Source organism: Nostoc sp. (assembly GCF_036916575.1).
Taxonomy (GTDB): domain Bacteria; phylum Cyanobacteriota; class Cyanobacteriia; order Cyanobacteriales; family Nostocaceae; genus Nostoc.
In genome coordinates this window covers 127,276-151,094 of the sequence record NZ_JBALGC010000041.1, presented here as the reverse complement: position 1 = coordinate 151,094, position 23,819 = coordinate 127,276, and the positions used below count along the sequence as shown (strand labels likewise).

General features: G+C 41.9%; 10 protein-coding genes. 3 read left to right on the top strand and 7 right to left on the bottom strand.

Annotated features, from left to right (window positions below):
• Positions 1-146 precede the first annotated feature (146 nt).
• The 4 genes from V7L29_RS11105 to V7L29_RS11090 all read right to left on the bottom strand — a co-directional run bounded on the left by V7L29_RS11105 (position 147) and on the right by V7L29_RS11090 (position 9,432).
• Positions 147-644, bottom strand: coding sequence for a DUF427 domain-containing protein (locus tag V7L29_RS11105; RefSeq protein WP_334735491.1), 498 nt, complete (start codon positions 642-644; stop codon positions 147-149).
• A gap of 150 nt (positions 645-794) precedes the next feature.
• Complete coding sequence (locus V7L29_RS11100) at positions 795-2,363, bottom strand: HlyD family efflux transporter periplasmic adaptor subunit (protein WP_334735490.1); 1,569 nt, start codon at positions 2,361-2,363, stop codon at positions 795-797.
• A gap of 202 nt (positions 2,364-2,565) precedes the next feature.
• Positions 2,566-5,568: a peptidase domain-containing ABC transporter gene (locus tag V7L29_RS11095; protein ID WP_334735489.1), complete on the bottom strand. Its 3,003-nt coding sequence runs from the start codon at positions 5,566-5,568 to the stop codon at positions 2,566-2,568.
• Between the two features lie 1,188 nt (positions 5,569-6,756).
• On the bottom strand, positions 6,757-9,432 hold the full coding sequence (locus V7L29_RS11090) for an alkaline phosphatase family protein (RefSeq protein WP_334735488.1): 2,676 nt from the start codon (positions 9,430-9,432) through the stop codon (positions 6,757-6,759).
• Between the two features lie 523 nt (positions 9,433-9,955).
• Here V7L29_RS11090 and V7L29_RS11085 point away from each other — a divergent pair.
• On the top strand, positions 9,956-10,858 hold the full coding sequence (locus tag V7L29_RS11085; protein WP_334735487.1) for a putative sulfate exporter family transporter: 903 nt from the start codon (positions 9,956-9,958) through the stop codon (positions 10,856-10,858).
• 469 nt (positions 10,859-11,327) lie between these two features.
• On the opposite strand, the gene V7L29_RS11080 is transcribed toward V7L29_RS11085, so the two are convergent.
• Positions 11,328-11,990, bottom strand: coding sequence for a hypothetical protein (locus V7L29_RS11080; RefSeq protein WP_334690932.1), 663 nt, complete (start codon positions 11,988-11,990; stop codon positions 11,328-11,330).
• Between the two features lie 231 nt (positions 11,991-12,221).
• On the opposite strand from V7L29_RS11080, the gene V7L29_RS11075 reads away from it, so the two are divergent.
• The gene (locus V7L29_RS11075) at positions 12,222-13,058 is read left to right on the top strand and encodes a sulfite exporter TauE/SafE family protein (RefSeq protein ID WP_334735486.1); all 837 of its coding nucleotides are present in this window, start codon (positions 12,222-12,224) and stop codon (positions 13,056-13,058) included.
• Between the two features lies 1 nt (position 13,059).
• A complete protein-coding gene (locus V7L29_RS11070) occupies positions 13,060-13,449 on the top strand; it encodes a DUF1634 domain-containing protein (RefSeq protein ID WP_334735485.1) in 390 nt (129 codons plus the stop codon).
• Between the two features lie 309 nt (positions 13,450-13,758).
• On the opposite strand, the gene V7L29_RS11065 is transcribed toward V7L29_RS11070, so the two are convergent.
• Positions 13,759-16,896, bottom strand: a complete 3,138-nt coding sequence (locus V7L29_RS11065; RefSeq protein ID WP_334735494.1) for an esterase-like activity of phytase family protein — start codon at positions 16,894-16,896, stop codon at positions 13,759-13,761.
• Positions 16,897-18,338: 1,442 nt separating this feature from the next.
• Complete coding sequence (locus tag V7L29_RS11060) at positions 18,339-23,792, bottom strand: phytase (protein ID WP_334735484.1); 5,454 nt, start codon at positions 23,790-23,792, stop codon at positions 18,339-18,341.
• Positions 23,793-23,819: the final 27 nt, after the last annotated feature.

The following is a 23,819-nucleotide window of genomic DNA, read 5'->3' as shown; positions in this document are numbered from 1 at the left end:
GGAGCAGTTCTTGCAGGAGGAATGCTCCTTCCTCCCTGCCGCGAATAAGATTTTTCTACAGACGGCGCACGTTCAAATGAACGTGCGCTTCGCTAACAGATCGCCGTCAGTCGGCGCTTTGACTTTCCGCAAAATCTCAAATTGGCTCACCATCCCCAAGTACCAGGAGCGCCTTTGAAAGGCCCAACAATATCACTGGTGACCCAGCCGCCGTAAAAGTTACCTGGTTGTGGTTGCACCTCTTCGCCATTTACATAGCATGTATCCATTAAATGAGCGTAAAAAGCTACATAGTCTTTGAGAGATTCAAACGCTGGTGTAGGGTTAGGGTAGAACCAGGCAGCATTTTGGACTTCTTTTTCACCAACTCGGATTGTGTAGTAACCAGCACTTCCCTTCCACTCACAAAAGCTAGATTGCGGTGTCAGCCGTAGATATTCCATTTTGATATCTGTAGGAGGAATGTAGTAAGAAGGAGGATGACTAGTTTCTAAAACACGTTTGGCGTTGTGGGTATCTGCAATTATTACTGCGTTAAAGATTATTTGGATATGTTTACTTGTGTCCTCCAGACGAGGAGGACGGGGGTAATCCCAAACTGATTCTTGTCCGGGAGCGGGTTCGATGCGTTGAGAATTAACCATTGTAAAATTTTAATGTTATAAGCTTTTACAGCAGTTTTCATGTATTTGAACCACATCTGCCGTAGGGGCACAGCAATACTGTGCCCGTAGAGCGTGGTCTATTTACCTGAAAATAGCTGTAATGATTTGCTCTCAAGTTTTATTAACAAATTAACGTACCTCTTTAAGAGTATCAATTTGCTTGGTAAACAACTCAGTGAATAAACTGAGCACAGTTCGTTCTTCACGCACTTTTATATTCGCACTGATGGACATACCTGATTGCAAGCTGACATTTTTACCCTTAATCACTAAAGATTGTTTATCCAATGAGATTTTTGCCGGAAATCTATAAAACTGATGTGTTTGGTCTGGCGGTAATGCGTCTGATCCCACCCCAATCACTTCTCCTTTGATATCGCCAAACTCACTATAAGGAAAGGAGTCAATTCTGACATCCACCTTCATACCTTTTCGCACAAAACCAATATCTTTGTTAGTGATGAAAACTTCAGCTATATAGTTTTCATTTGGGACTATTTGCAGCAGTTTTGTAGTCGGAGTCGCTACAAATCCAGGGTTTTTTGCTTGTAAATCGAAAATAGTTCCAGCTACAGGCGCACGGAGTTCTTCATATTTAACATTTAACTGTGATTGAGAGATTTTACTATTGACATCTGCCAAACGCTGGTCATTATCCAGCATAACTTTCATGAATTGGCTATCGATTTCAGCAATATGCTGTTTATTCTCAGCTATCTTATCCAAAATACTTTTATCAGAAACAGCCACCGTATTGCTTAACTCTTGTCGTCCTTTTTCTATATCAAACTGGAGACGTTTTTGTTCCTCACCTAATTGAGCTACTTCTGCCGTGCGGTTTTGTACTTCTTGTTGCTGGTTTAGATACTGAAGTTGAGAAATACCACCTTCTTCTGCTAATATCTTCAGCTTATCTAAAACCCGCTGTTGAATAGCTAAACTTGCTTTACTATCTTCCAGCTTAAAATAATTTTGACTAAGTTGTTTTTTGGTTTTTTCTACTTCTAATTCTGCCGCAGCAGACCGAGAATCTAATTCTTTTTTGGCAACTTGTAGACGTTGCTGTTCATCAATCCCCACTTGAGAATCTTGACCGGAATTTTTTAATTGAGTCCGTAATAACTGATTTTCTCCTACTAAAGCTGCCCGACTTTTCAGCAAAAAAGCAGTTTCTGGTGGCAAATTACCACGCAAATATGACAGTTCAGACGCTGGGGCGGTACTTGCACCCATCAATCGACGATAAATCTGGTTTTCTTTAATTAATGCAATGCGAATTTTATTCAAAGAATTTAATTCAGCAACAGAAGCGATGGAATCAAAACTCAGTAGTGGATCTCCTGCCTTTACCTCTTGTCCATCTTTAACATAAACCGTTTTCACCACTCCACTAACAGGAGCTTGAACATCTTTGACTGTTCCTTGCGGTTTTAATTGCCCTGTTGCTGGGACTACTTGCTCAATTTTTGCAAAATAAGCCCAAGCAATTCCAAAACAGGCTAGCCCCATTAGAGTGACCATGATTGTACGCGACCAAATTGGAGATTGGCGCAAGACAATAGATTGCTCAAATTCCTGAGTGTTCGAGTTAATTAAAGACTCTTGAGCAGCTTTCTGTTGTTTTGTTAGTACCCGTGAATCTTGCTTAACTCTGTTTTTATGATTGCCGTTGAAGTGATTCCCATTAAGTTGAGTCATAGCGATTTTGGATTTTAGACTTGTCGTGAGCGTTCAGTTGAACGATTTTAGATTTTTGTAGGATGGGCACTTTTTATCGATGCCGAAAACCTGGATTTTGATATTTGTGAAAGTGCCTACTCTACGCTGATTGCAGCATCTACATCTATAGAATGTTGGTCAAACAGAGAATTTTCTGATCCATACTCCCAACAATAACTAATTACAAGTTCACATCTTGTTGTTGATACAGGTAATAATAATGACCTTTAGTAGCCATTAATTCTTGATGGCTACCTTGTTCTATAACCCTGCTATTATCCATGACGACGATCATATCTGCATTACTCACGGTGTTCAGTCGGTGGGTAATAAAAAATACTGTATCACCCTTGAATGCTTTGGCTAAATTCAGACATATTTGCCGTTCTGTGGGATAATCTAATGCGCTAGTTGCTTCATCTAAAACTAATAATTTTGGTCGTTGTAAAACAGAGCGAGCGATCGCAATTCTTTGTCGTTGTCCACCGGAAAGTGCAGAACCCCGTTCTCCCACCCGCGTATTGTAACCGTTGGGTAAGCTCATTACAAACTCGTGGGCGCACGCAACCTGAGCCGCTTCGATAATTTCTTCGGTTGTCGCATCGGGATTTGTCAGAGCAATATTTTCCTGAACGCTGCCGTCAAACAATAATGTCTCTTGGGGAACTACGCCAATCTGCCGTCGCAGTGAATAAAGTTCTACTTTGGCAATATCATAACCATCAATCAAAATTCTGCCGGACTCAGTTTCGTAAAGTCTTAGCAGTAATTTCATCATCGTACTTTTACCAGACCCACTTTGGCCGACAATGCCGACAAATTTGCCTGGCGCAAATTCGAGGTTAACATTAGAAAGTTGTAGAGGGCCACTTGTGCCAAAACGGAAGGAAACATTTTCGTATTTTACTGCTCCCTTAATTGCAGGTAAGGGTATATTGTAGCGATCTGTTTCTCCTTCTTGTGGTGTATCGACAATATCGCTTAAACGCTCTAGAGACAAGGCAGTTTCTTGGAAGCTTTGCCAGAGTTGAGCCAAGCGCAATATTGGGCTAGTGACGTAACCCGATATAATCCTAAAAGCAATTAATTCGCCTAAAGTTAATTCTCCTTTAAGTACTAAATAAGCTCCTACCCACAAAACTAGTAAGCTGCTGAGTTTGTTAAGAAAGTTGCTGGTAGAATTGGCCAGGGTGGAAGTTACAACTGTTTTAAAACCAGCAGCGACAAACCGAGCGTAACGCTCTTGCCAGGAAAAGCGCGATCGCAATTCGATATTTTGCGCTTTTACTGTTTGAATTCCTGACATCACCTCCACTAAATAAGATTGAGTTTCGGCGTTGCGTTCAGCTTTGCCACGTAACTGTCGGCTAATAGTGGGAGAAGCAATTAAGATAACAATGATAAACACTGGAATCGTGCTTAAGCCTACCAAGGTGAGTTGCCAACTGTAAATCAGCATCACACCGATATAAACCAACGAAAACAGAGCATCTAATCCCACTGTTAAGGCAGTACCAGTGAGAAATTGACGGATATTTTCTAATTCGTTGATGCGAGTGGAAAGTTCACCCACCGGTCGGCGTTCAAAGTAGCGCAGCGGTAGACGTAGTAAGTGGTCGATGATTTGCGACCCTAAACCCATATCGATCCGGTTAGTGGTATCGACGAATAAGTAAGTTCGTAAGGTAGTCAGCACTGCTTCAAATAGCCCGACTACTAATAGCAAAACCCCTAAAATATGTAAGGTGCCAATACTATTTTGAGTGATAACTTTGTCGATAATTAACTGGACGACCAGAGGATTTGCCAACGCTGCCAATTGCACGAAAAAGGAAGCCACAAAGACCTCTATTAGGACTCGACGGTGGCGTGACAAATAGGGCAGAAACCATCGTAAACTAAAGCGTTCTTGGGGTGTTTCTTTAGTAGCGGTGAGCAGTAATACCCTAACTTTGGGCGGAAAGTCGGTTGGATCAACATCTAATTGTTCAACCAATTGGGCGGGTTTGCAGCGCACAATTCCTTGGGATGGGACACCCACAACCACACTATTTGCATCCGCTGCATATAAAACGGCAAGACTATCATCATAGCGAATCAATGCCGGTGTAGGAATGCGCGTCACTGAGGCGATTGGTAGCTCTATCAATTGCGCCTTAAGTCCGATTAACTCTGCCAGGTAAGCAGTAACTTGAAACGATATCGTACCCTGACGTTTGACTTGCTCAGTTAAGATGCGGCGAACCACCTCTCGACGAAACGGCATTTCTAGGTGCTTCGCGATCATTTGGAAGCAGGCGAAGGCTGTATTTAATTCTCCCTTACCACTAAAAAACGGGTATTTCTGTTTTGACGAACTCTTTGAAGTTTGGGGGGCTGTCTGTGGAACTACTTCGTCCGATGCGTAGGGGATATCTAGTTCCTGGGCGCTATCTGATTTGGTGTCAGTTACCGCAAGTTCTATCTGATGACTATCTTCCAAGATCAAATCTGACGGATGTATACCAAGCAACCGTGCAGGATTTTGATCTATGACCTGGATCTTGTCTGTGTCATCGTCTGATTCTAGGCGATCGCCAGGTGATAAATTCGTTACTGTCCCACCCCCACTTACAAACCAGACCCTTTCGCTATCGAGTTGGTTGAATGGAGTTTTTCCTAGAGGGAGGTAATGTATTTTCGCCTGTGGTAAGGCGTTTTCGGCCAGTTCTTTGAGATTTAAAGTAGCGATCGCTTGCTTTTGCCAATAGGAACTGAGAATATCAAAAACTTCCACCAAATAACTGCGGTTCTTGCGAGCATCGGCAAAAGCTGGGTATAAGCCCAGAAAACTAAAATATGCCGATGCACTCAAGGTCAAACATACTACTTCGGTGGAGGCGATCGCTGTCTCACAAGCGATATCGCGCAACAAACCAATTTCGCCAATAATTTCCCCCGGTTGCAGTAATTTTAGGGTGATTGGCATTTGCGTCTGGGGGTCGTATCCCAACAGGCGCACTTGTCCTTCATAAATGATGGTGATGTGTTCCGGAAGACTTTCTTTACCGATAATTTTCTGGCCTATGCGATAGCGCCAGGCTTGCAGCTGTTCTGATAGATTGGCGATCGCCGCATCTGGTAACTGATCAAACCCTTCTAGGGCGGTGATAAATTCGACAAAAGTGTTCTTAATATAAGTCATAAAAAACAAGTCGAAGGTAAAAGTGAGCAATAAAGCCGAAAATATTAGGGAGTATCTCTTTTACTAACAGTGGCAGTTTTTGATTTTATGCCAGCATCGGCAAGGCTTCTGTGGCATTGAGTGTGACTAAATATGTAAAAGTACAGAGGACAGCTTTGTCTAATTGCATACCTGCATTCACCTTACACAGTTCTTACTGTTATGCATTGTTCATAAAGAAAGATAGTGTAAATACATCGAGGACAACTTATCACTTAGTTTATGCTACATAATTTTTACTATCTATAAATCAATATTTAGCATTGCAGGTATACACGATGGATACTCATCATCAAACCAAGATACAGAAAGGCGGTTGTTAAACTTAGCGTTGTATATTTTAATTTATTATAATCAACATGAAAATATCACATATGCTTTTCTAAGTAAATACCCTAATTAAGAATTATGTAATAAAAAAAACTTTAAATTTTTGAATGATTTTTTCCAAATTCTTAAATATAGGGATTGATAGTATCACTGATAGCGAGAGACAGTGAGCTTTCCTTGGTAAACAACGTCATGCCCGATTTAGGAAATAATTCTGCATCAGTTTTTTGCTAGCTTATTTTAATAAAAATTAACTTGAAAAGTAAAGGTGAAGGTTTTTTGTCAGCATAAAGGAATCAACTACTAAATTTATGAAGGAAAGACAATAACTGCCTTCAGTAAATTTACTAGTTTAATTAATATCGAGTCCATCTAATCGCTATGCATAAAATAACCTCATCCCGCTTGCGGGGTGAATTTATTCAATTTTGCTAAGTAATTACCTGAATTTAATATTACGCAACATTGACACTCAAATTTACCTGCACAATCACATTCTTGTAATTTTTATCACCACCATCGGTAAATCCTCAAAACCAAAGGTGTTATTTCCCAACAGCCTAAGGAACCGCTTTCAGGCAGGGGGAGAAGAGAGTAGTTTTGATTCGATGAAATTGAATAATTTATTTTTTGGAGTTTCCCAATGTGACCTACCTGATCTGAGTTAGCACCAAAGAATGCGAAGTAAACCAAACGAATGTAGTGTGGGCATTGCAATGCCCACCCCACGATAACGAACTATTTGCTGTAGTCTACACAATTGAAAATCGCTGTTTCAAGTAGATAGTTATTTGGGTCACGCTGCACTAAGCGAACAGACTAAGCCACTACACTAGCAGAAAAAATGAAATCATTTGCTGTGAGGCTAGTTGAGGTAATTCCCAGCAATGAAGCCAACTCTGTATTTCCGGTTTTCACTATCGTGTCACTACCCTGTTGCAATAGTGTTAGTCCACTAAACTGAGTCACACCAATACCGCCCAGCCCAATTTTATCAACCCCGATTGTAAAGTCAGTAATAATGTTCTTGCTAGCTGGCAGACTGGCATTAGCAATCCAGAATTGGTCAGCACCAGCACCACCACTGAAGCGATTACCGCCCTGTTGACCGGCAAATAGCAGATCATCACCATCGCCACCAAATAGCGAATCATTGACATTGGAGAAGAGTTTGTCATCCCCAGAGCCACCGTAGAGACGGTTATTGCTACCTTGACTCTTGAGGGTGTCGTTACCTGAGCCACCGAAGGAGAGTTGACGAGTTCCTTCAACTACTGTCAGAGTATCATTACCTGCTGCCCCAAACAAATTATTACTACCATTGGCTTCAACTACGGTAAGTTGGTCATCACCAGTACCACCATCAGCACTAGTGTTGTTAGCAGGGCCATTTGCGCCAATTAAAATTTGATCATTACCGTCTCCTGTGGACACTGAGGAGTCACTGCCGACTACCACCGTGTCTTCACCGTTTCCAGTCACGATTGTGTTACCTTTAGTACCTTCTACAAAATCTGCTCCGTCACCGGTGAATAAGGTTTGGTTTGACTTCAGGGTGATATCATCACTATTTTTAGAACCAAATTCGACATCTAATGTTGTTAATCCATCGGTGCGACCAGGAAACCCTGCTGCTGTAAAGTACTGAGTATTGCCTACACTCTGAGTATTTAGAATTGTTGTTTGACCATTATTAGTTTCTTCTGAGGTCAAAGTCCCTTTTGTGAAGGAGACTGAATCAGGGTCTCCCACCAGTGCTTCTGTAATGGCACGACCTTTCAAATCGCCATTACTGGGAATTTCTAACCCCAGAATACGAGCAAGTGTAGGCGTTACATCAGCATTACTGACGGGCGCATAGTCCACATAGCCTTGTTTAAAGTCAGGGCCAATAGCCTCCATGTTATTGAAGGTATCACCTCGACCAAAGCTGCCATGCATCCCCTGCCCTTGCTGCAAAGTTGTATCAGCAATTTCTACTTGAGCTTGAGGATTGTTTGGGTTATTTGGGTCGGTGCTAAAGGTTTTGAAATTGATCAATATAGATGGAACTGGTGTTTGAGCATCACCTTTTAGCCCGATCGCACTCAGTGGTAAAGCACCTAGGATGTTTCCATAAGCATCGTCTACGAAAATACCACTAATGTAGTCTTTTTGCGAGAGCAAATTCACTACCTGTTTAGCTAGGTCAGCATTGCCATTAGGTAAATAAATTAAGTCAGAACCACCATTGGCAGCTACAACTATCTTTGTGCCTGAGTCGAGTTGACCATTGATTACCTGACCTGTACCACCAATTACACCATTCCCAGAAATAGGACGTTGACCTTTTGTGGCATCAACGGTCGCATATTGGATGTGCTTGAGGTCTGGGGGGAGAGTCGTAGGGTTAGGATCATATAAGGGTAGACCTAGATCATGAGCCAAATCAATCGCAACAAAGCCTGCTGGTAGAAATCCCGGATTTACACCTGCGTATGTTTGGGTAGCAGCATAACTTGTAGTTTTTGTGCCTTGGCTATCAATAACTTGTTTGCTGATGGTAGAAAAACCGTGGTCGGAAGTAATAAAGACATCAGTAGTCTTGTCCAAGCCTGTACTCTTGAGATAGTCAAGAAGTTGCTTTAAATTATCATCAGCATTTTTGACCCCAGCTTTTGAAGTAGGGCCATTGATACCTGGTGTCAAGGTATTTAAGCTATCACCCTGATTGTGTTGAGTGCCATCGGGATCTCTTGACCAGTAGACCAATGCGAATGGTTTACCCTCTTCTTGAAACTTGGGTAAAATTACTTTGGTTGTGGCATCTGCAAAGTATTGTTGTTGAGCCACATTGGCATTTAGGGTGCCAGGAGTTGTATTGTTACCAGCTGGCTGGACTCGCGGTGTCGGTTTTATATCTAAACCAGCGGCTTGTAAGCGATTGACAATATCTGGATCGAGTGGAACAGCAGAAGGTGAACCAGCGGCTGTAGTCGGCGGTATGGAACCATTTGTACTATCATCAATAATAATTGTCTTGGGAGTAGGAATGGTACCTGTAGTACCACCTTCTCGGTTAACTTGGGTGACATCTTGGATAGCAACAGGCCCTAATTTACCAACGGCTGCGGTGTTGAAACCCTGCGATCGCGCGTAAGCTAAAAGTGACTCTTCATCTAAAAAGTTGTTACCAGGAAACTTTTCATCGATATCCCCCAAAACTGCATCATTTTCAATGAATGGCGTGACGCTACCATTGGCATTAGGACTAGGAAAACCAGTGTAGATAGTATTACTAAAGTCACCTGTATCACCAAGATAATGCCCCGTGGCGATCGCAGCAGCATTCGGGGTGGTAAATGTCGGGAACAGCGAATGACTATTGGCGAAATTAACTCCTTGCTGACGGATGCTATATAAAGTTGGGGTATCAATGGGGTTTACAGAACCGTTACGCAATCCATCTGCAACAAAAATAATTACATTTCTACCGTTGCCGTTTGTATCAGCCATACCGATTACTCCTTAAATATTGTCAGCTATGCCTACGCAGCAATTGTGTGTTTGTATGAGCGATTAATTACACTTAACGGGACTTAAACATTTTTGAGGGATAAACAAGCCTCAAACCCATGCAAGGCAAGGGAAATACACCAAATGCTCAAAAATAGCCCAAACCCAGATATATCAATAAACTAAGCCTAACGATGTCAAAGTCTTTCTGTATATAAATTTGAGGCGATTTTTTGAGTGTTTTTTGTCTAAATCCCATTAACCCAAGCCAAAATTTAGCTACAAAAACCTAACTAGTATTTGGCAATAAAATGCTTAGTATCCACACAAATTAGTGCAGACAATTAAATGAATGTAACTCCGGTCACAGACTCAAAAGATAGTTGTTCAATGTTTAACGAAAGTTATGAACAAGTTAAAATTTGGGACTTAATGCTGCATTTGATTGCGAGCGCAACCCCATATAGTCTTATATAAGGACATTTATCACCCAAAGAATTTAACGCTTTTACAAATGGCAAGGATGACCATTGACCAGTTACAGATTTTCTTAGCGGTGGCGCAGCATTTGCACTTTACTCGCGCAGCTGAGGAGCTTTACATCACTCAACCTTCTGTAAGTGCTGCCATCCAAAGCCTTGAGGAACAGTATGGAGTGAAACTGTTTAATCAAGTTGGTCGTCGTATTGAATTAACCCTTGCTGGCAATATGCTACAAGTAGAAGCACAAAAAATTTTAACTCAAATCGAGTTGAGCGAGCGAGGATTGCGAGAATTAAATGACTTGAAACGGGGTGAACTCAAGTTAGGTGCAAGCCAAACCATAGGTAATTACTGGCTTCCCCGCTTCATTAGTTTATTTAAGCAAGAGTATCCTAATATCTCTGTGGATTGTACATTAGGTAACACTACTGAAATTAGCGAAGGAAAGGTTACAGGATTGTTTGACCTCAGCTTAGTAGAAGGGGAAGTTGAACCATCGGTTTTGGCTTCTCTGGAACAACAAATTGTCGGCGGAGATTGTCTGCAAATTGTTGTCGGTCAATCTCATCCTTGGTTTGAAAAAATGACAGTTGAGGTAACAGAATTAACAAATACTGCTTGGGTAATACGGGAGAAAGGCTCAGGAACACGTCAACAGTCAAAATCGGGTGATGTGATTCATAAACCCCAAGTTCCCTGGTTTATTGGTTTGTTTATCCTTGCTTCTGTAGTGCGGACTTTTATCCCGGAAGTTGCTTCTTGGTCGTCGGTGGTGACACACGTTTCGGAAGCGGGTTTGACGCTAACGCTGTTTTTAATTGGTGCAGGGCTATCGCAACGGATGTTGAAAGCGGTTGGTTGGAAACCGATGCTTCAGGGAGTGCCGCTGTGGATATTTATCAACGCTACTTCCCTTGGTGTCATTCTATTAGTCGTGCGTTAGTAACAAATGTGCTTGAGAAAGCTAAGTCTTCCTTCTCTAGCATCGTACAGAAGTTTTATTTGGATTCAAGCTATTCGTCGTTCACAAGGTTAAGGAGAGTATATCTTTGTATGTCCAAAATATCTTGGGGAATCCATCAACTTAATCTATTAATTTGAGACAAAAAAATGATTGTTAATATTGCTTCGTTTATCTAAAGTTGACTTAAGTACTCTTAACCCAGTCAAACTGTTAGAAATTTGGTAAAAAACAAGCATAAGGTGAAGATATAGATAACATTCATTCCCACATTATTGAAGTTGCTCGATATTACTGGCACTATCACCATTGATGTAATGGGAATACAAACTGAGATTGCCAAACAGATTATCCCCAAGAAAGTTAATTGACAATCTCGGATGTGCTAGCTAGATGAGATGTCAGAAGCTCCACCCATATCTTCCAATACCAAGGCTCAAAAGCTCTACTACTAAGATTTTTTGTGAACAGTGGGGTCAACTAACCTATATGATTGGTTGGGTTCACTTGTCGGGGGAAAAGGATTTCCAGCAATTGATGTTACCTCTAAAGTAGTGCTTTCTCCATTAGCATCGATGAGTTCGTATTGTCCACTCACGGGAGTGCGTTCACCTGGACTATAGCTTAAAGATTTAGACTCTTTTGTTAACTCATTTGACTTAGAGCGCTGTAATGTTCCAGCACTGTAAGTTAGAGAAAATTGGCTCTTAATTTCAAAACCTGGAAGATACCCTCCGTGGTAAGGTATTTCTGATAACTGACTGAGCGTCCCTTTAATTTCTGAAATTGGTTTGAATAATTTTTCGTTGTTTTGGCTCCAAATGATAATTTGTGTATCTAGCAATTCTTGAAACTCTAAAGCGTGTAACATTGCCTCATCTAAAGGAGTTTGGCTATCTATAACAATCGATAAGTTGAGAGTCAACAAAAGTCTCGTTTGTATTTCTAATAAATTCTCATTAGAGCCTACTTGCGTGCAATACTCGTCTACATGAAAACCAAACTGAGCTTTAAAATCTGAAAAGCTTTGTGTTTGTAGTTGCTGACTTAGATATAGTAACAATCCAGCATCCGAATCTAACAGAATCTGGCGAACGATTGGCATTTTGTTCATAAATGCTCTACAACTTTTGAATTAAAAACTTTTAAACTAATAATCTCACGTCAGATAGCACTAAGCACATCCATCGAACGGACTTAATTTACCTCAATCGCTCTACTGATTTACTCAAGACATCTTTCGTGCTGCTTTGTGCGTGCATTCCGTAATATTTACTAACGTAGGCGATTCCGCTTTATAACTCAGTACTTCAATAGCAACTCAAGTAATATAAAACTCACTCACGTGAATATTTTAGAATTTTCCTTACTAGTATGGTTTAGCTCTTTAACCGCAGGTTTTCTCGGTTCACTAACTGGGTTAGGGGGTGGAGTAGTAATTGTGCCAATGTTAACTTTGGCATTTGGGGTTGATATTCGCTATGCTGTTGGCGCTTCACTGGTATCTGTGATTGCCACTTCTAGCGGGGCTGCATCTGCCTATGTTAAGGAAGGCTACACTAATCTGCGGTTGGGGATGTTCTTGGAAATAGCGACGACAGCAGGGGCATTAGTCGGGGCAATTGTGGCAGGGATGGTTTCTAGTAGAGCGATCGCGATCGTCCTTGGTATTGTTCTAATTTATAGTGCTTACCTGTCGCGTCAACCCCGTATTGAACACGTTGACAACGAACCGTCAGATCCTTTAGCAACTTCTCTTAAACTCAACGGTAGTTACCCAACTCAAACAGGACTGCAACCTTACAATGTCCGTGCAGTACCAGTTGGATTTGGATTGATGTTTATTGCTGGGATACTTTCAGGACTACTCGGCATTGGTTCAGGAGCTGTGAAAGTGCTGGCAATGGATCAAGCGATGCATATTCCATTTAAGGTTTCTACCACCACTAGCAATTTTATGATTGGCGTGACCGCCGCAGCTAGTGTTGGAGTGTACTTGAAACGAGGTTACATCGATCCAGGATTGGCAATGCCAGTAATGTTGGGTGTACTACTTGGTGCTTTATTAGGCGCAAGAATACTAGTAAGAGCAAGAATTGAGTTGTTGCGAAATATCTTCAGCCTCGTTATTCTGGGGCTGGCAATTGAAATGATCTACAAAGGTTTAACAGGAGGGATTTAGAATGTCTCAACCCAGGCGTAGATGGAGCGAACATCAAGTTGAGCAGTTCATTGGCAACCTGTTAAGATTTGGAGTACTTGTTGCTACTAGTGTGGTTGTAGTCGGTGGAGTTTTGTATTTGATTCACTACGGTACTAGTCCTGCCAATTACCAGTTTTTCCGAGGAGAACCCGCAGATTTTAACTCTCTACAAGGAGTAGCAACAGCAGTCTTATCAGGTCGTCGTCGTGGTATTATCCAATTTGGATTACTACTATTAATTGCCACACCGATCGCACGAGTTATATTTTCCCTGTTTGCCTTTGTACGACAAAGAGATTTGACTTATATAATTGTGACTTCAATTGTATTAATTGAGTTAATTTATAGTCTTGTAGGGGAAAAATCCTAAAAAAAGATGGCGTTATACTGGTAGTCTATGCTTTTGATTATAAGAAGTGTTGTACAGCACAACTTAAGTTTTTTATGGAAAAATTTTTATCTATCACAATTTTGATAAGTGTAATTGATGCTGATAGTGCGTTTCTTTAACATTTTAATATTTCGCTGGAATTAAAAAGTTGTTTGAAAAGTATTTCACTGTATTGGGTGGGAAGTGGGAAATATGAGATAAAAAGCGAGGGAATATTACTCCCTCGCTTGATAAAATTGCTACAGCTTAACTAATGAATGTTGAATTTAAGCTGTAATCATCTATCGGCTAAACGACACTAGAAGAAAAAACGAAATCATTTGCTGTGAGGCTAGTTGATGTAATTCCCAGCAATGAAGCCAACTCTGTATTTCCAGTTTTAACGATAGTGTCACTACCCTGTTGCAATAGTGTTAAAGTACTAAACTGATTAACACCAATACCGCCCAGCCCGATTTTATCAATGCCGATCGCAAAATCAGTAATAATGTTCTTACTGGTTGGCAGACTGGTGTTAGCAATCCAAAACTGGTCAGCACCAGCACCGCCAGTTAGGCGATTACCGCCATCTTGACCAGCAAATAGCACATCATCACCATCGCCACCAAACAACGAGTCATTGACACTAGAGAAGAGTTTGTCATCACCAGAACCACCATAGAGACGGTTATTGTTACCTTGACTCTTAAGGGTATCTTTACCTGAGCCACCGAAGGACAGTTGACCAGTACCTTCAACTACTGTCAAAGTATCATTACCTGCTGCCCCAAATAGATTATTACTACCATTGGCTTCCACTACGGTAACTTGGTCATCACTAGCACCACCATTAGCACTAGTGTTGTTAGCAGGGCTATTTGCGCCAATTAAAATTTGATCGTTACCGTCTCCTGTGGACACTGAGGAGTCACCGCCGACCACCACTGTGTCATCACCTTTGCCAGTCACAATTGTGTTACTTTTAGTACCTTCTATAAAGTCTGCTCCGTCACCTGTAAATAAGGTTTGATTTGGCTGAACGGTAATATCATCACTGTTATTGGAGCCAAATTTAATTTCTTCAACTTGAGGTTGACCTAAACCAGGAGCAAGATTAAGGGGCTTATCTAACTTCAGTTCTAGAATCTCATTATTGTCTATGGCTGGATGTTGAGGATCGTTCCCAGGACGACCGATTGAGAAAGGATAGTTGTTGTCATTAGCTACTAAAATGGTGTTTTTGTCAATAACCAAAACATTTTCAATTGTTTGAAAGGGGAAGTCAAACTTAGTTTTGCCATCGCCATTCAGGTCTTTGGGGTCTTGGATATTTAACAAGTCTGCAACTTCTTCTTTCGCTACATAGCCATGAGAATCTGTTTTAGATAAGTCTACTTTGTAGATTCTCTTAAATTTAGCTGCATCTCCTTGATTGTTATCTCGTTCAATGACTAGGTACTCATTATCATTGATAACTGCTAAATCCCCGATGGAATTTGAGGGATTATCCAGTTTGTAGTAAAGCTTTCTATCACTATACTTATGACTGGCTAAATCAAATTCGTTAATCCGCAAAGCACCAGGAGTATCGCCTTGGACTGTCCCTTCTAACAGCATATAGAGCTTGGTTTTGCTGGCGTTGATTGCTCCGCCTTCAAAACCTTTGGAACTAGCCAAATTAGCAAAGGCATCACCTGAAAGAACATCGGGATTTTGTGGCGATCGCACTACATTATACTGAGGATTATCTCTGAGTTGATCCCGTACTTTATCTCCAATATCTGGAAAGTCTGTAAATAGCGCATCTACCCCTAATTGATAAAACTGCTGAATTTCTAGTGCTAGCTTGCCTTTATAATCTGCTGCTAAATACTGATCTTCTGCGCGGAAGGTGTACGGATGAACCTGCAAACCTGCGTTGTGAGCATCTTGAATTAACGTAGTAGGAGGTAATGTTGTCTCATCAGCCTCATTTACTACCCCATCCCCATTCACATCATCGGCTTTACCATCACCATTAGCATCAGTACCTTTGACACTAACAATCATCCGTTTCCAAGGGCCAATGCCATCGGCATAAGAGGCAACTTCAGCCAAGCCTTTTGGAGTTCGCAAATCGCCATAAGTGCGAGTGTCACCACTGACTTTCAAATCATAAGGCTGACTTTCAATAATTTTACCGTTGATGTCAATATCACTGGCATCTAGAAGTTGGATCAGTGGAATATCTACGCCTGCCGCAGGCATAATGCGATCGTGCAGTTCTTTAAGGTTACCCACTTCAAAGGACTGGATGAAAATGCGGCTAGGATCAGTGAAGTTATTTGCCTTGAGCGTATCGATTAGTAGCTGACTAATGTTTCGATGAATTTTGTCAGTAGTACCTACATAGGTAGCTTCTTGAGCCAAGTATGTCGGGTGCTTAGTTTCCGGGTAGATACCAATCTTTTTACCTGTTGTCGCTTCTACATTTTTAACTAAGTTGATGATTTCCGTGAGGGTAGGAATCTCAAATTTATCATCGAAGGAGTGATTCCGGAAAGGTAGACGCTCTTCTGCGCGTAAAGTCTTGATTTCAGCTAAAGTGAAGTCTTCAGCAAACCAACCTGTAATTTTATTGCCATCTAAGCTTACTGTTTTAAGACGAGAGGCAAACTCTGGATGCTTGTAAACATCTGTTGTCGTGTTAGTGTTATCGATAACAAATTTACCATTAGCATCAAGCAGTGGGTTCCCATTTTGGTCGGTTTTAACGATGGCTAAAGCAGGCTCATGGCGAGCAATTAATACACCATCTTTTGTAACTACCAAATCAGGCTCAATGAAGTCAGCGCCTCGCGCAATTGCTTGCTTATAAGACTCTAAGGTATGTTCTGGACGATAGCCAGCTGCACCTCTATGACCAATAACTAATGGTGCTTCTCCATCTAAAGTTTTGAAGCGGTCAGGTGTAGCAATGGGAGCTTCTAACAACTTACCAGTAGCATCAAAATGCAGTAAGTACGGGCCAAACTCGTCTCCCACCCAGATTGTCCCGTCTTTATCAAAAACAAATGACTCCACATCAAAGTCAGCACCAGTTAGTAATCTTCCAGTAGTTCCTTCATTAACAATTTGGAAAGGAACTTTGTGGTTAGGGTCAGACAGTTGAATGTAATCTAAAACTTTAACAGTGCCATCGCCATTTTCTATTCCCTTAAAATTCGGGTCTAGACGATTGATTCGCAATAGAAAGTCTGCACTATTATCTTTGCTACCGTAACCGTTGTCTGACAAGAAGTAGAAAGAGTTGCTGTTAGCAAATTGGACACCGCTAAAGCCTTGTACTGGCTGTCCTGGGAAAGGGCCTGTTCTACCATTGGCTGAAATATCTTTACCAGAAGGTGGCCCATCACTAAAAGTATCAGCAGGTAAAGAGGCAAAACCGACTAATTCAATTGCCATAATTAGAATGTTTTTTGGGTATTTGAATTTAAGTGAGATTTGTATACAACACAAACATCCTCTAAGTCCGATTTCGCCATGAACACCGAGAATACATTTACAAAAAACGTATTTCTCAGAGTTATCGAAAGCTTGAGAAATGATAATGGAATGTCAACTACTAATCTGACTTTTCACGGTATCTGGAAAACCTTTCTCTAAATCTCTCTTCTCTTAGGAGAGAGACTTGGAATTTTCCCCCTTCCCGCGTCGGAAAGGGGATTAGGTGTTTCGTGGCTTTTCCACATAACGTGAAAAGTCAGAACTACTAATCTGTATTAGTGATTAATGAGTGTAGAACACTTAGATGACGAATTTAAATCTCTCGATAGAAGTTATGAGAGAACTTAGCTAACATTAAAAATATTTTCATTAAAGGATTAAGAAAAGAATAAGTTAAATAGAAGGAAAAATTAAAATCCGATTAAGCAAAAAAATAATACAGCAGATTGCAACTTCTCTACAAAAGGCTACGCCAAGGTGAGGTACAGATGATTTTAAGGGCACAGCACTGCTGTGCCCCTACCGTGTACTTCATTTACTTGCAATCTGCTATATTTATTAAATTTTGTAGAAAGTAAATTAATCAACAGGAGATTAATTTTTTTACTTTTGTTACCGAACTATTCTTGAGAATTATCAAGAGATAAAATTTGATTTTTTCAGTTTGAATTTGCTAGCGATGCCTACGGCTGGCTACGCCTACGCACCAACTTTTCTGCATAAGAATTTATACCATTTTTCCCAATATTGATAACAAATGAATCAGCTGGTAGGAGGGTACATCTGTCATTGGTGTCAACTTACAGCAGTTTACAACTAACGGGACTTAAACATTTTTTCGGGATAAACAAGCCTCAAACCCTTGCAGGGTAAGGGAAATACACCAAATGCTCAAAAATAGCCCAAACCCAGATATATCAAGAAACTAAGCCTAACGATGTCAAAGTCTTTCTGTATATAAATTTGAGGCGATTTTTTGGGTGTTTTTTGTCTAAGTCCCACTAAGTAAGGTACAACACCGAGGACTTAAAAATTCAATTATTCTTTTACCTACTGCCTCCTACCTCAAAACCAGCAGCTTTGTACCTCATACAGGCGATCGCATTTGTTATTTCGGCGAACTCATTTGTTATTTCGGAGAACTCATTTGTTATTTTGGCGTACCCATTTGTTATTTCGGGGAACTCATTTGTTATTTCGGCGAACTCATTTGTTATTTTGGCGTCTCCATAACGCACCCTATGAAACAACTAGAATTGAAACCTATGCTGGTCATACTTGTGTATACACCGTAGGTCTCCGACTGGGAACGAGGTAATGTCTCAAAGCATTCTTGCTTACTAACTTTCACGTTAAGTTGACACCCATGTACATCTGTAAACCCTTACGAAAGACCTTACAGACTAAGCCACGACGCTAGCAGAGAAAACAAAGTCATTTGCAGTCAGGCTAGTTGAAGTAATTCCCAGCAATGAAACCAACTCTGTATTTCCAATTTTCACGAGAGTACTACTACCCTGTTGCAACAGTGTTAATCTACTAAACTGAGTGACACCAACACCGCCAAGCCCAATTTTATCAATTCCGACTGTAAAATCAGTAATAATGTTCTTGCTAGCTGCCAGACTACCATTGGCAATCCAGAATTGGTCAGCACCAGCACCACCACTCAGGCGATTACTACCCTGGTGACCGGCAAATAGCACATCATCACCATCGCCACCAAATAACGAATCATTGACATTAGAGAAGAGTTTGTCATCTCCAGAACCACCGTAGAGACGGTTATTGCTACCACCACTGCTAAGGGTATCGTTGCCTAAACCACCGAATAATGATTGACGAGAACCTTCAATTACTCGGAGAGTATCATCACCTGCCGCCCCAAACAAATTATTACTACCACTGGCTTCTACCACGACAATTAGATCATCACCATTGCCACCATCGGCACTGGTATTTTCAGCTGGGCCATTTTGACCAATAAATATCTGATCGTTACCGTCATTCCCGGATACTGAAGAATTATTACCTGCAAGCACTGTGTCATCACCGTTTCCAGCCAGGATTGTGTTACCTTGAGCACCTTCTACAAAGTCTGCTCCGTCACCTGCATTAAAGAATTGTCCTGGATCAAGATTGACAGTATCGCTGTTACTAGAACCAAAACCGTTTGGGAAAGTAGGCTGTACACCTGTCAGGTTATTGGGTAATTCGAGAATGCCGAGTTTTTCAGCAGCCGTATTACCCGTAACGTTGAAGTCGTTGTCGTTAATTAAGGCTAGAGTGTTGGGTGCTACCAGTGCCAAACCTTCTAATTTTTCCACTCCGGTATAACCTAACTGAGCAGCATTAGCGATTAGGCTTTTGGTGACAGGGGTAATATTGGCAGCAGCTAACTCAGCAGTGGTAAGTTGTTCAATGGTCTTACCAGCTGGCAAGGTAAAGTTAGCAGGGTTATTGATGTTGGTTGCCCCGGCTAAATCAATTTGATAAATTAGTTTATTGCCAGCAGATGTAGCATTGTCGTCTCGCTCAACTACCGCAAATTTGCCGTTACCCAAGGAGACTGCATCGCCAATCTTATCGGTTCCCGGTAAACCTTCTAGGCGATATAAATACTCTCCTTTTACCTGCTTGCTGACAATATCAAACTCTAGAATTCGTAGGTTGAGAGAATTCTTGGAAGTTGCATCATTAGCAACATCGGGATTATCGATCGCACTCTGAATAAAGGCATATAATTTATTACCTTGGAGTGCTACACCTTCAAATCCCCGGTTATTGCGGCGTTGGGCATAAACCGCTGGCAATACCTCATTGCCAAAAGTTCCAGCGGGTTGATCTGGGTTGGGTGCAGTAGCAGTTCCTTTGGGAATAAAGCGGTCAATGAGTTTACCATTAACATCAAAGTGGTAAATTGCCGGACGGTACTCATCTACCATCCAATAGTCTCCATTTTTCGCAACTACAATCCCTTCCAAGTCTGCACCCAAAGGATCGTTCGCTAGGGGTTGGTTGTCTAGGTTAACGCCAATTTCATCGGTATAAGCTGTGCCATTTGCCCCTGCTTGCAAATTAGGCAGTCCCGTTAATGGCGTTGTCCCATCTTGGCGAAATAGCCCTGTTCTTTTGTTAATGCTGATTTCACCTGTGCTGCGGTTGAGTTCAAAGCTGACTATTTCTGGCTGGAAGTTAGGTAAGAAAAATGGTCTATTTGAACCATTAGATTCTCCATTGGGGCCACGGTCTGTGTTGGTAACAAATTTCAGGTTACCATTTGCTGCAAACCCTTGGAAATACAATCCGGAGAAACCACCTAAGAAAATATCTTGACCTTTAGAAGTTGTTCCTAACTTTGGTAGGTTTTTAAAGTCGTAGATAGTCAGCTTGGGTTGGGCAACAGGATTGCGGGGATTGTAACTAGTGGTATCGATATTTAGAGACTTGGGGAAGGCATTGGCTATATTCTCCCAAGGCACTAGCTTAAAATTAGAGTTGACGTTTTCGCCATCGATGGTTTTAGCAGGTTCATTGGAGCCATCTTGGGTGACAAATAAACCAAATGGGAAGTTAGGCCCCAGTGGTACGTTAATCACATCTGCACCGTCTGACTCTTGTACACTGTCAATTGACCCATTGTTACCAATGGCAAAGTTACCTACGTATTCGTTGTTACCTTCACGAGTGTAGGCAACAAAGGTACTATCGCCTTGGCTGGATGCTAGCAGGTAACCTGTGCCGTTTTTGCCATAGTAGATGGTCAACCCTTCTGCGTCATCGGTGAGGTGAGAACCACCCTCAAAACGGACGCGATCAATCAGCTTGCCTGTTGTGCCGCCGTCCGGTTCTGCCTGGAATTTCCAGATGCCCACATCTTCTTGGGCTATGTAGAGAAAGCCGGTTTCTTGGTCAACCACCATACCCTCTGTTTGGGGAGAACGCCCTGCTGTCGTGGGCGAGGGGATGGTGAACTCTCGCACCAGTTCAGCTCCAATTTTGCCATTACCTTTGTCAATCAATTTGAACTGGGCTATATCTCCAGTTTGTCGCCGACTGGTAAAGACATAGTAATCATTAGTTACAGGGCTACGGTATAAGCTAACTCCGTAAGAACTGCGAGTTGATGCGGAATAGGGAGGTTGAAAAGGTGATGCTTGGAAGATAGTAGCAATATTGCTATCAGTGATATCTTCCAAGTATTGTCCGTGGGTGGTAGGGTTAGGGTTAATTTTGAAGATTGCTAGTTTATCATTTTGGCGATCGCTAGCTACGGCAATATCAACAGATTGATTGCCTAATTTAAAACCGTATTGCAGGTCAATGTTGTTGTAGCGAATACCACCAGGATTAACTGTTTGCAACAAATTACCAGACAAGTCATAAACCCGCAGTCCAGCATTTTTGACTGAGGTTAGTACTAGGCTATTGGCAGAATTTGTGGCATTAACATAGATGGCAGGATCATCAGCATCGGCACGTTGAGATGTGGGCAGTGCCGAATCATCAAACAGATCGGGACGCGTTTCTAATCTGGGTGCAGCAGTGGGAACCAAGTCTGCACCCAAGGTGAGGATTTGGGTATATTGGGTGCTACCAAAGTTATTATCACTCACCAGCACAATCGACTGACGACCATCTGCTAGTTTGGGGCCGAAGGTAATACCTTCAATGTTATCTACTCCAGTGGGGTGATTGGCGTCAGTAGGTAGATTCAGGTCATTTAAATTCAACAGCAGACGCTTTTGGGCGGGTCTAATAGCTGCTAGTTGTTCAGCACTCAAATTATTTAGAGAATCATAGAAACTAATATCAGTTGCACCTTGCAAAGAAACTTCGTAAATTTTGATGGTGTCGCCTACACCTTGTGCAAAGGAGCGTTCTAACGCCAGTAAAGTGCCACGATTATCTATTGCCAATAAATCCGCCAAACCATTGTCAGCTGAACCTGTGTTAGGCTTGGGCGCTTGGGCGATCGCATCGGTAATATAGAGGTATTCCTTTTCTGGCTGTCCAGTAACCAGATTGTATTGCAGAATTCGGGAACGGCTGCCACTGGTGAGTGAAGCCTTTAATCCATCTTGGGATAGCGCGTTTTCAGTAGCTGTAAATAGGGTTTTCTGGTCGGGTGTGATCGTGAGGCTTTCAAATGCTAAGTTATTGTAAACGCCTGATGTCTGCGTATCACCTATATCGATAACACCATTGCCGTTGGTATCCTGAACTACTGGCAGAAATTTGCTAGGTACAAGTAGCGATCGCACTTCTTGCCCTGTAGTTAGCGAAAACTCCTTAATAAAGGGATTGGTAATGCGACCTGCACCAGGATTAACTTCGCCCTCTGAAGATATGAAGACTGTTCCATTTTTGGTTAAAGCAATGCCTTCTGGGTCGAGACTGTTAAGCGCAAAGAATTTGCCCTTGGTATTTTTCAAGGGTGTGACATTGGTAAAAGTCACTCCTGTCGTAGAAATAGTACCTGGGTCAGTAGTGAAGGTATAAAAGCGGGCAGGGGCAATTTGGGAGCGATCGTCTGAGATGGCATAGTAGCGGTTATTGGCAGCATCATATGTGACACCAGAAAGTCCACCCAATGGAGTTTGTACCCCATTTACCGTTCCCGCTGCACCAGAGGGAATAAAGCCAGTAACGAAGGTAGTTTGCCCCTGAAATCCTACATTAGGAATGGTTTTACCTGCCTCTGTTGAACCAGCTTGCACATCTGCGAACACCAAGCGATGGTCAGAACTAGGGAAGGGAAAAGTGCCTACCGCAGAAAACGTTGGGTCAGTATTCAGGGGCCAAAATACTCCTGAGTTGGTAATTTTTAAATCAGCAGAGGGTAGTACGTAATCTGTCCGTAGGTTTCCTGGAGTCGGCTCAGCAAAGTCTGCGGTATCAAAAGCAGAATTGCCCTTTTGGCTAGTATTTGCACCACCCTGCAAGCCTGCTTGTTGGGGCCCACCGGGACTGGTGGGGATAACATTAGTATTGATTTCAGGATTTTGCAACAGTTGGCGAATGGCGTTGTCATAACTATCACCATCCAACGGGTCTGCATTTTGATCACCCATAATTACAAAGCGTGAACCAGCAGCAATACCGCCCGTTTTACCCTCATCATCATAGATATAATTACCTTTACCAAGGGTAATATAATCTGCCCAAAAGCGGATCTCGTCGTGATTGCGCTTACCGTTGCGATCTTCCGCGCCATCAAAGGTTGGGGGTGTGGGGTGGCTAGTGAGGACGTGAATTGTCTCCCCATTCACCTGGATAGGTACATCCCAATGACTCTTGGAGGAGAGGCGTAGAACTTTCAGTTCCTCGTCAGAATACCAATCATTTGGCTGTGGTGTTCTGGGATCATCAGGAAGCAAGGCATTGGGCATATCCTTCCAGAGGAAATTTTGGAAGGTGCGGATGTTGGCAGTGTCGATGGGATATTTGGATAGCAGCAACATCCCGTATTGACCAGGGAAATTCCCGAATCCGAAAGCATCATCGCCATATCCCAGTTTGCCTGGGGTTGTAACCACTGCACCGTTGTTGTTTAAGTCAAACCCAGAGGCAATACCCGTGTTTGAGGGAGCGATGTAGAAGTAGGGGTAGTTAACGGGAGTTGCACCGTTTTGGCTGATGGCTAAATAATTTTGCTTGAATAGTTGAACTGCCTTTTGAGAGTAGTCAAACTCATTAATTAGCAGCACATCCGGGTTATTACGCTGGATTATTTCCGCAACAGCTTTTGCCTGAGCATTATTGGGGGTTGACAAATCGGTCACTAATTGACCTTCAGCGTTGCGGTTTAGAGAAGCATTGAATTGGGAAAAGCGGATTGTATTATTAGTTACCATAAGTTAGTTTTGAGGTAGACTCAAGTT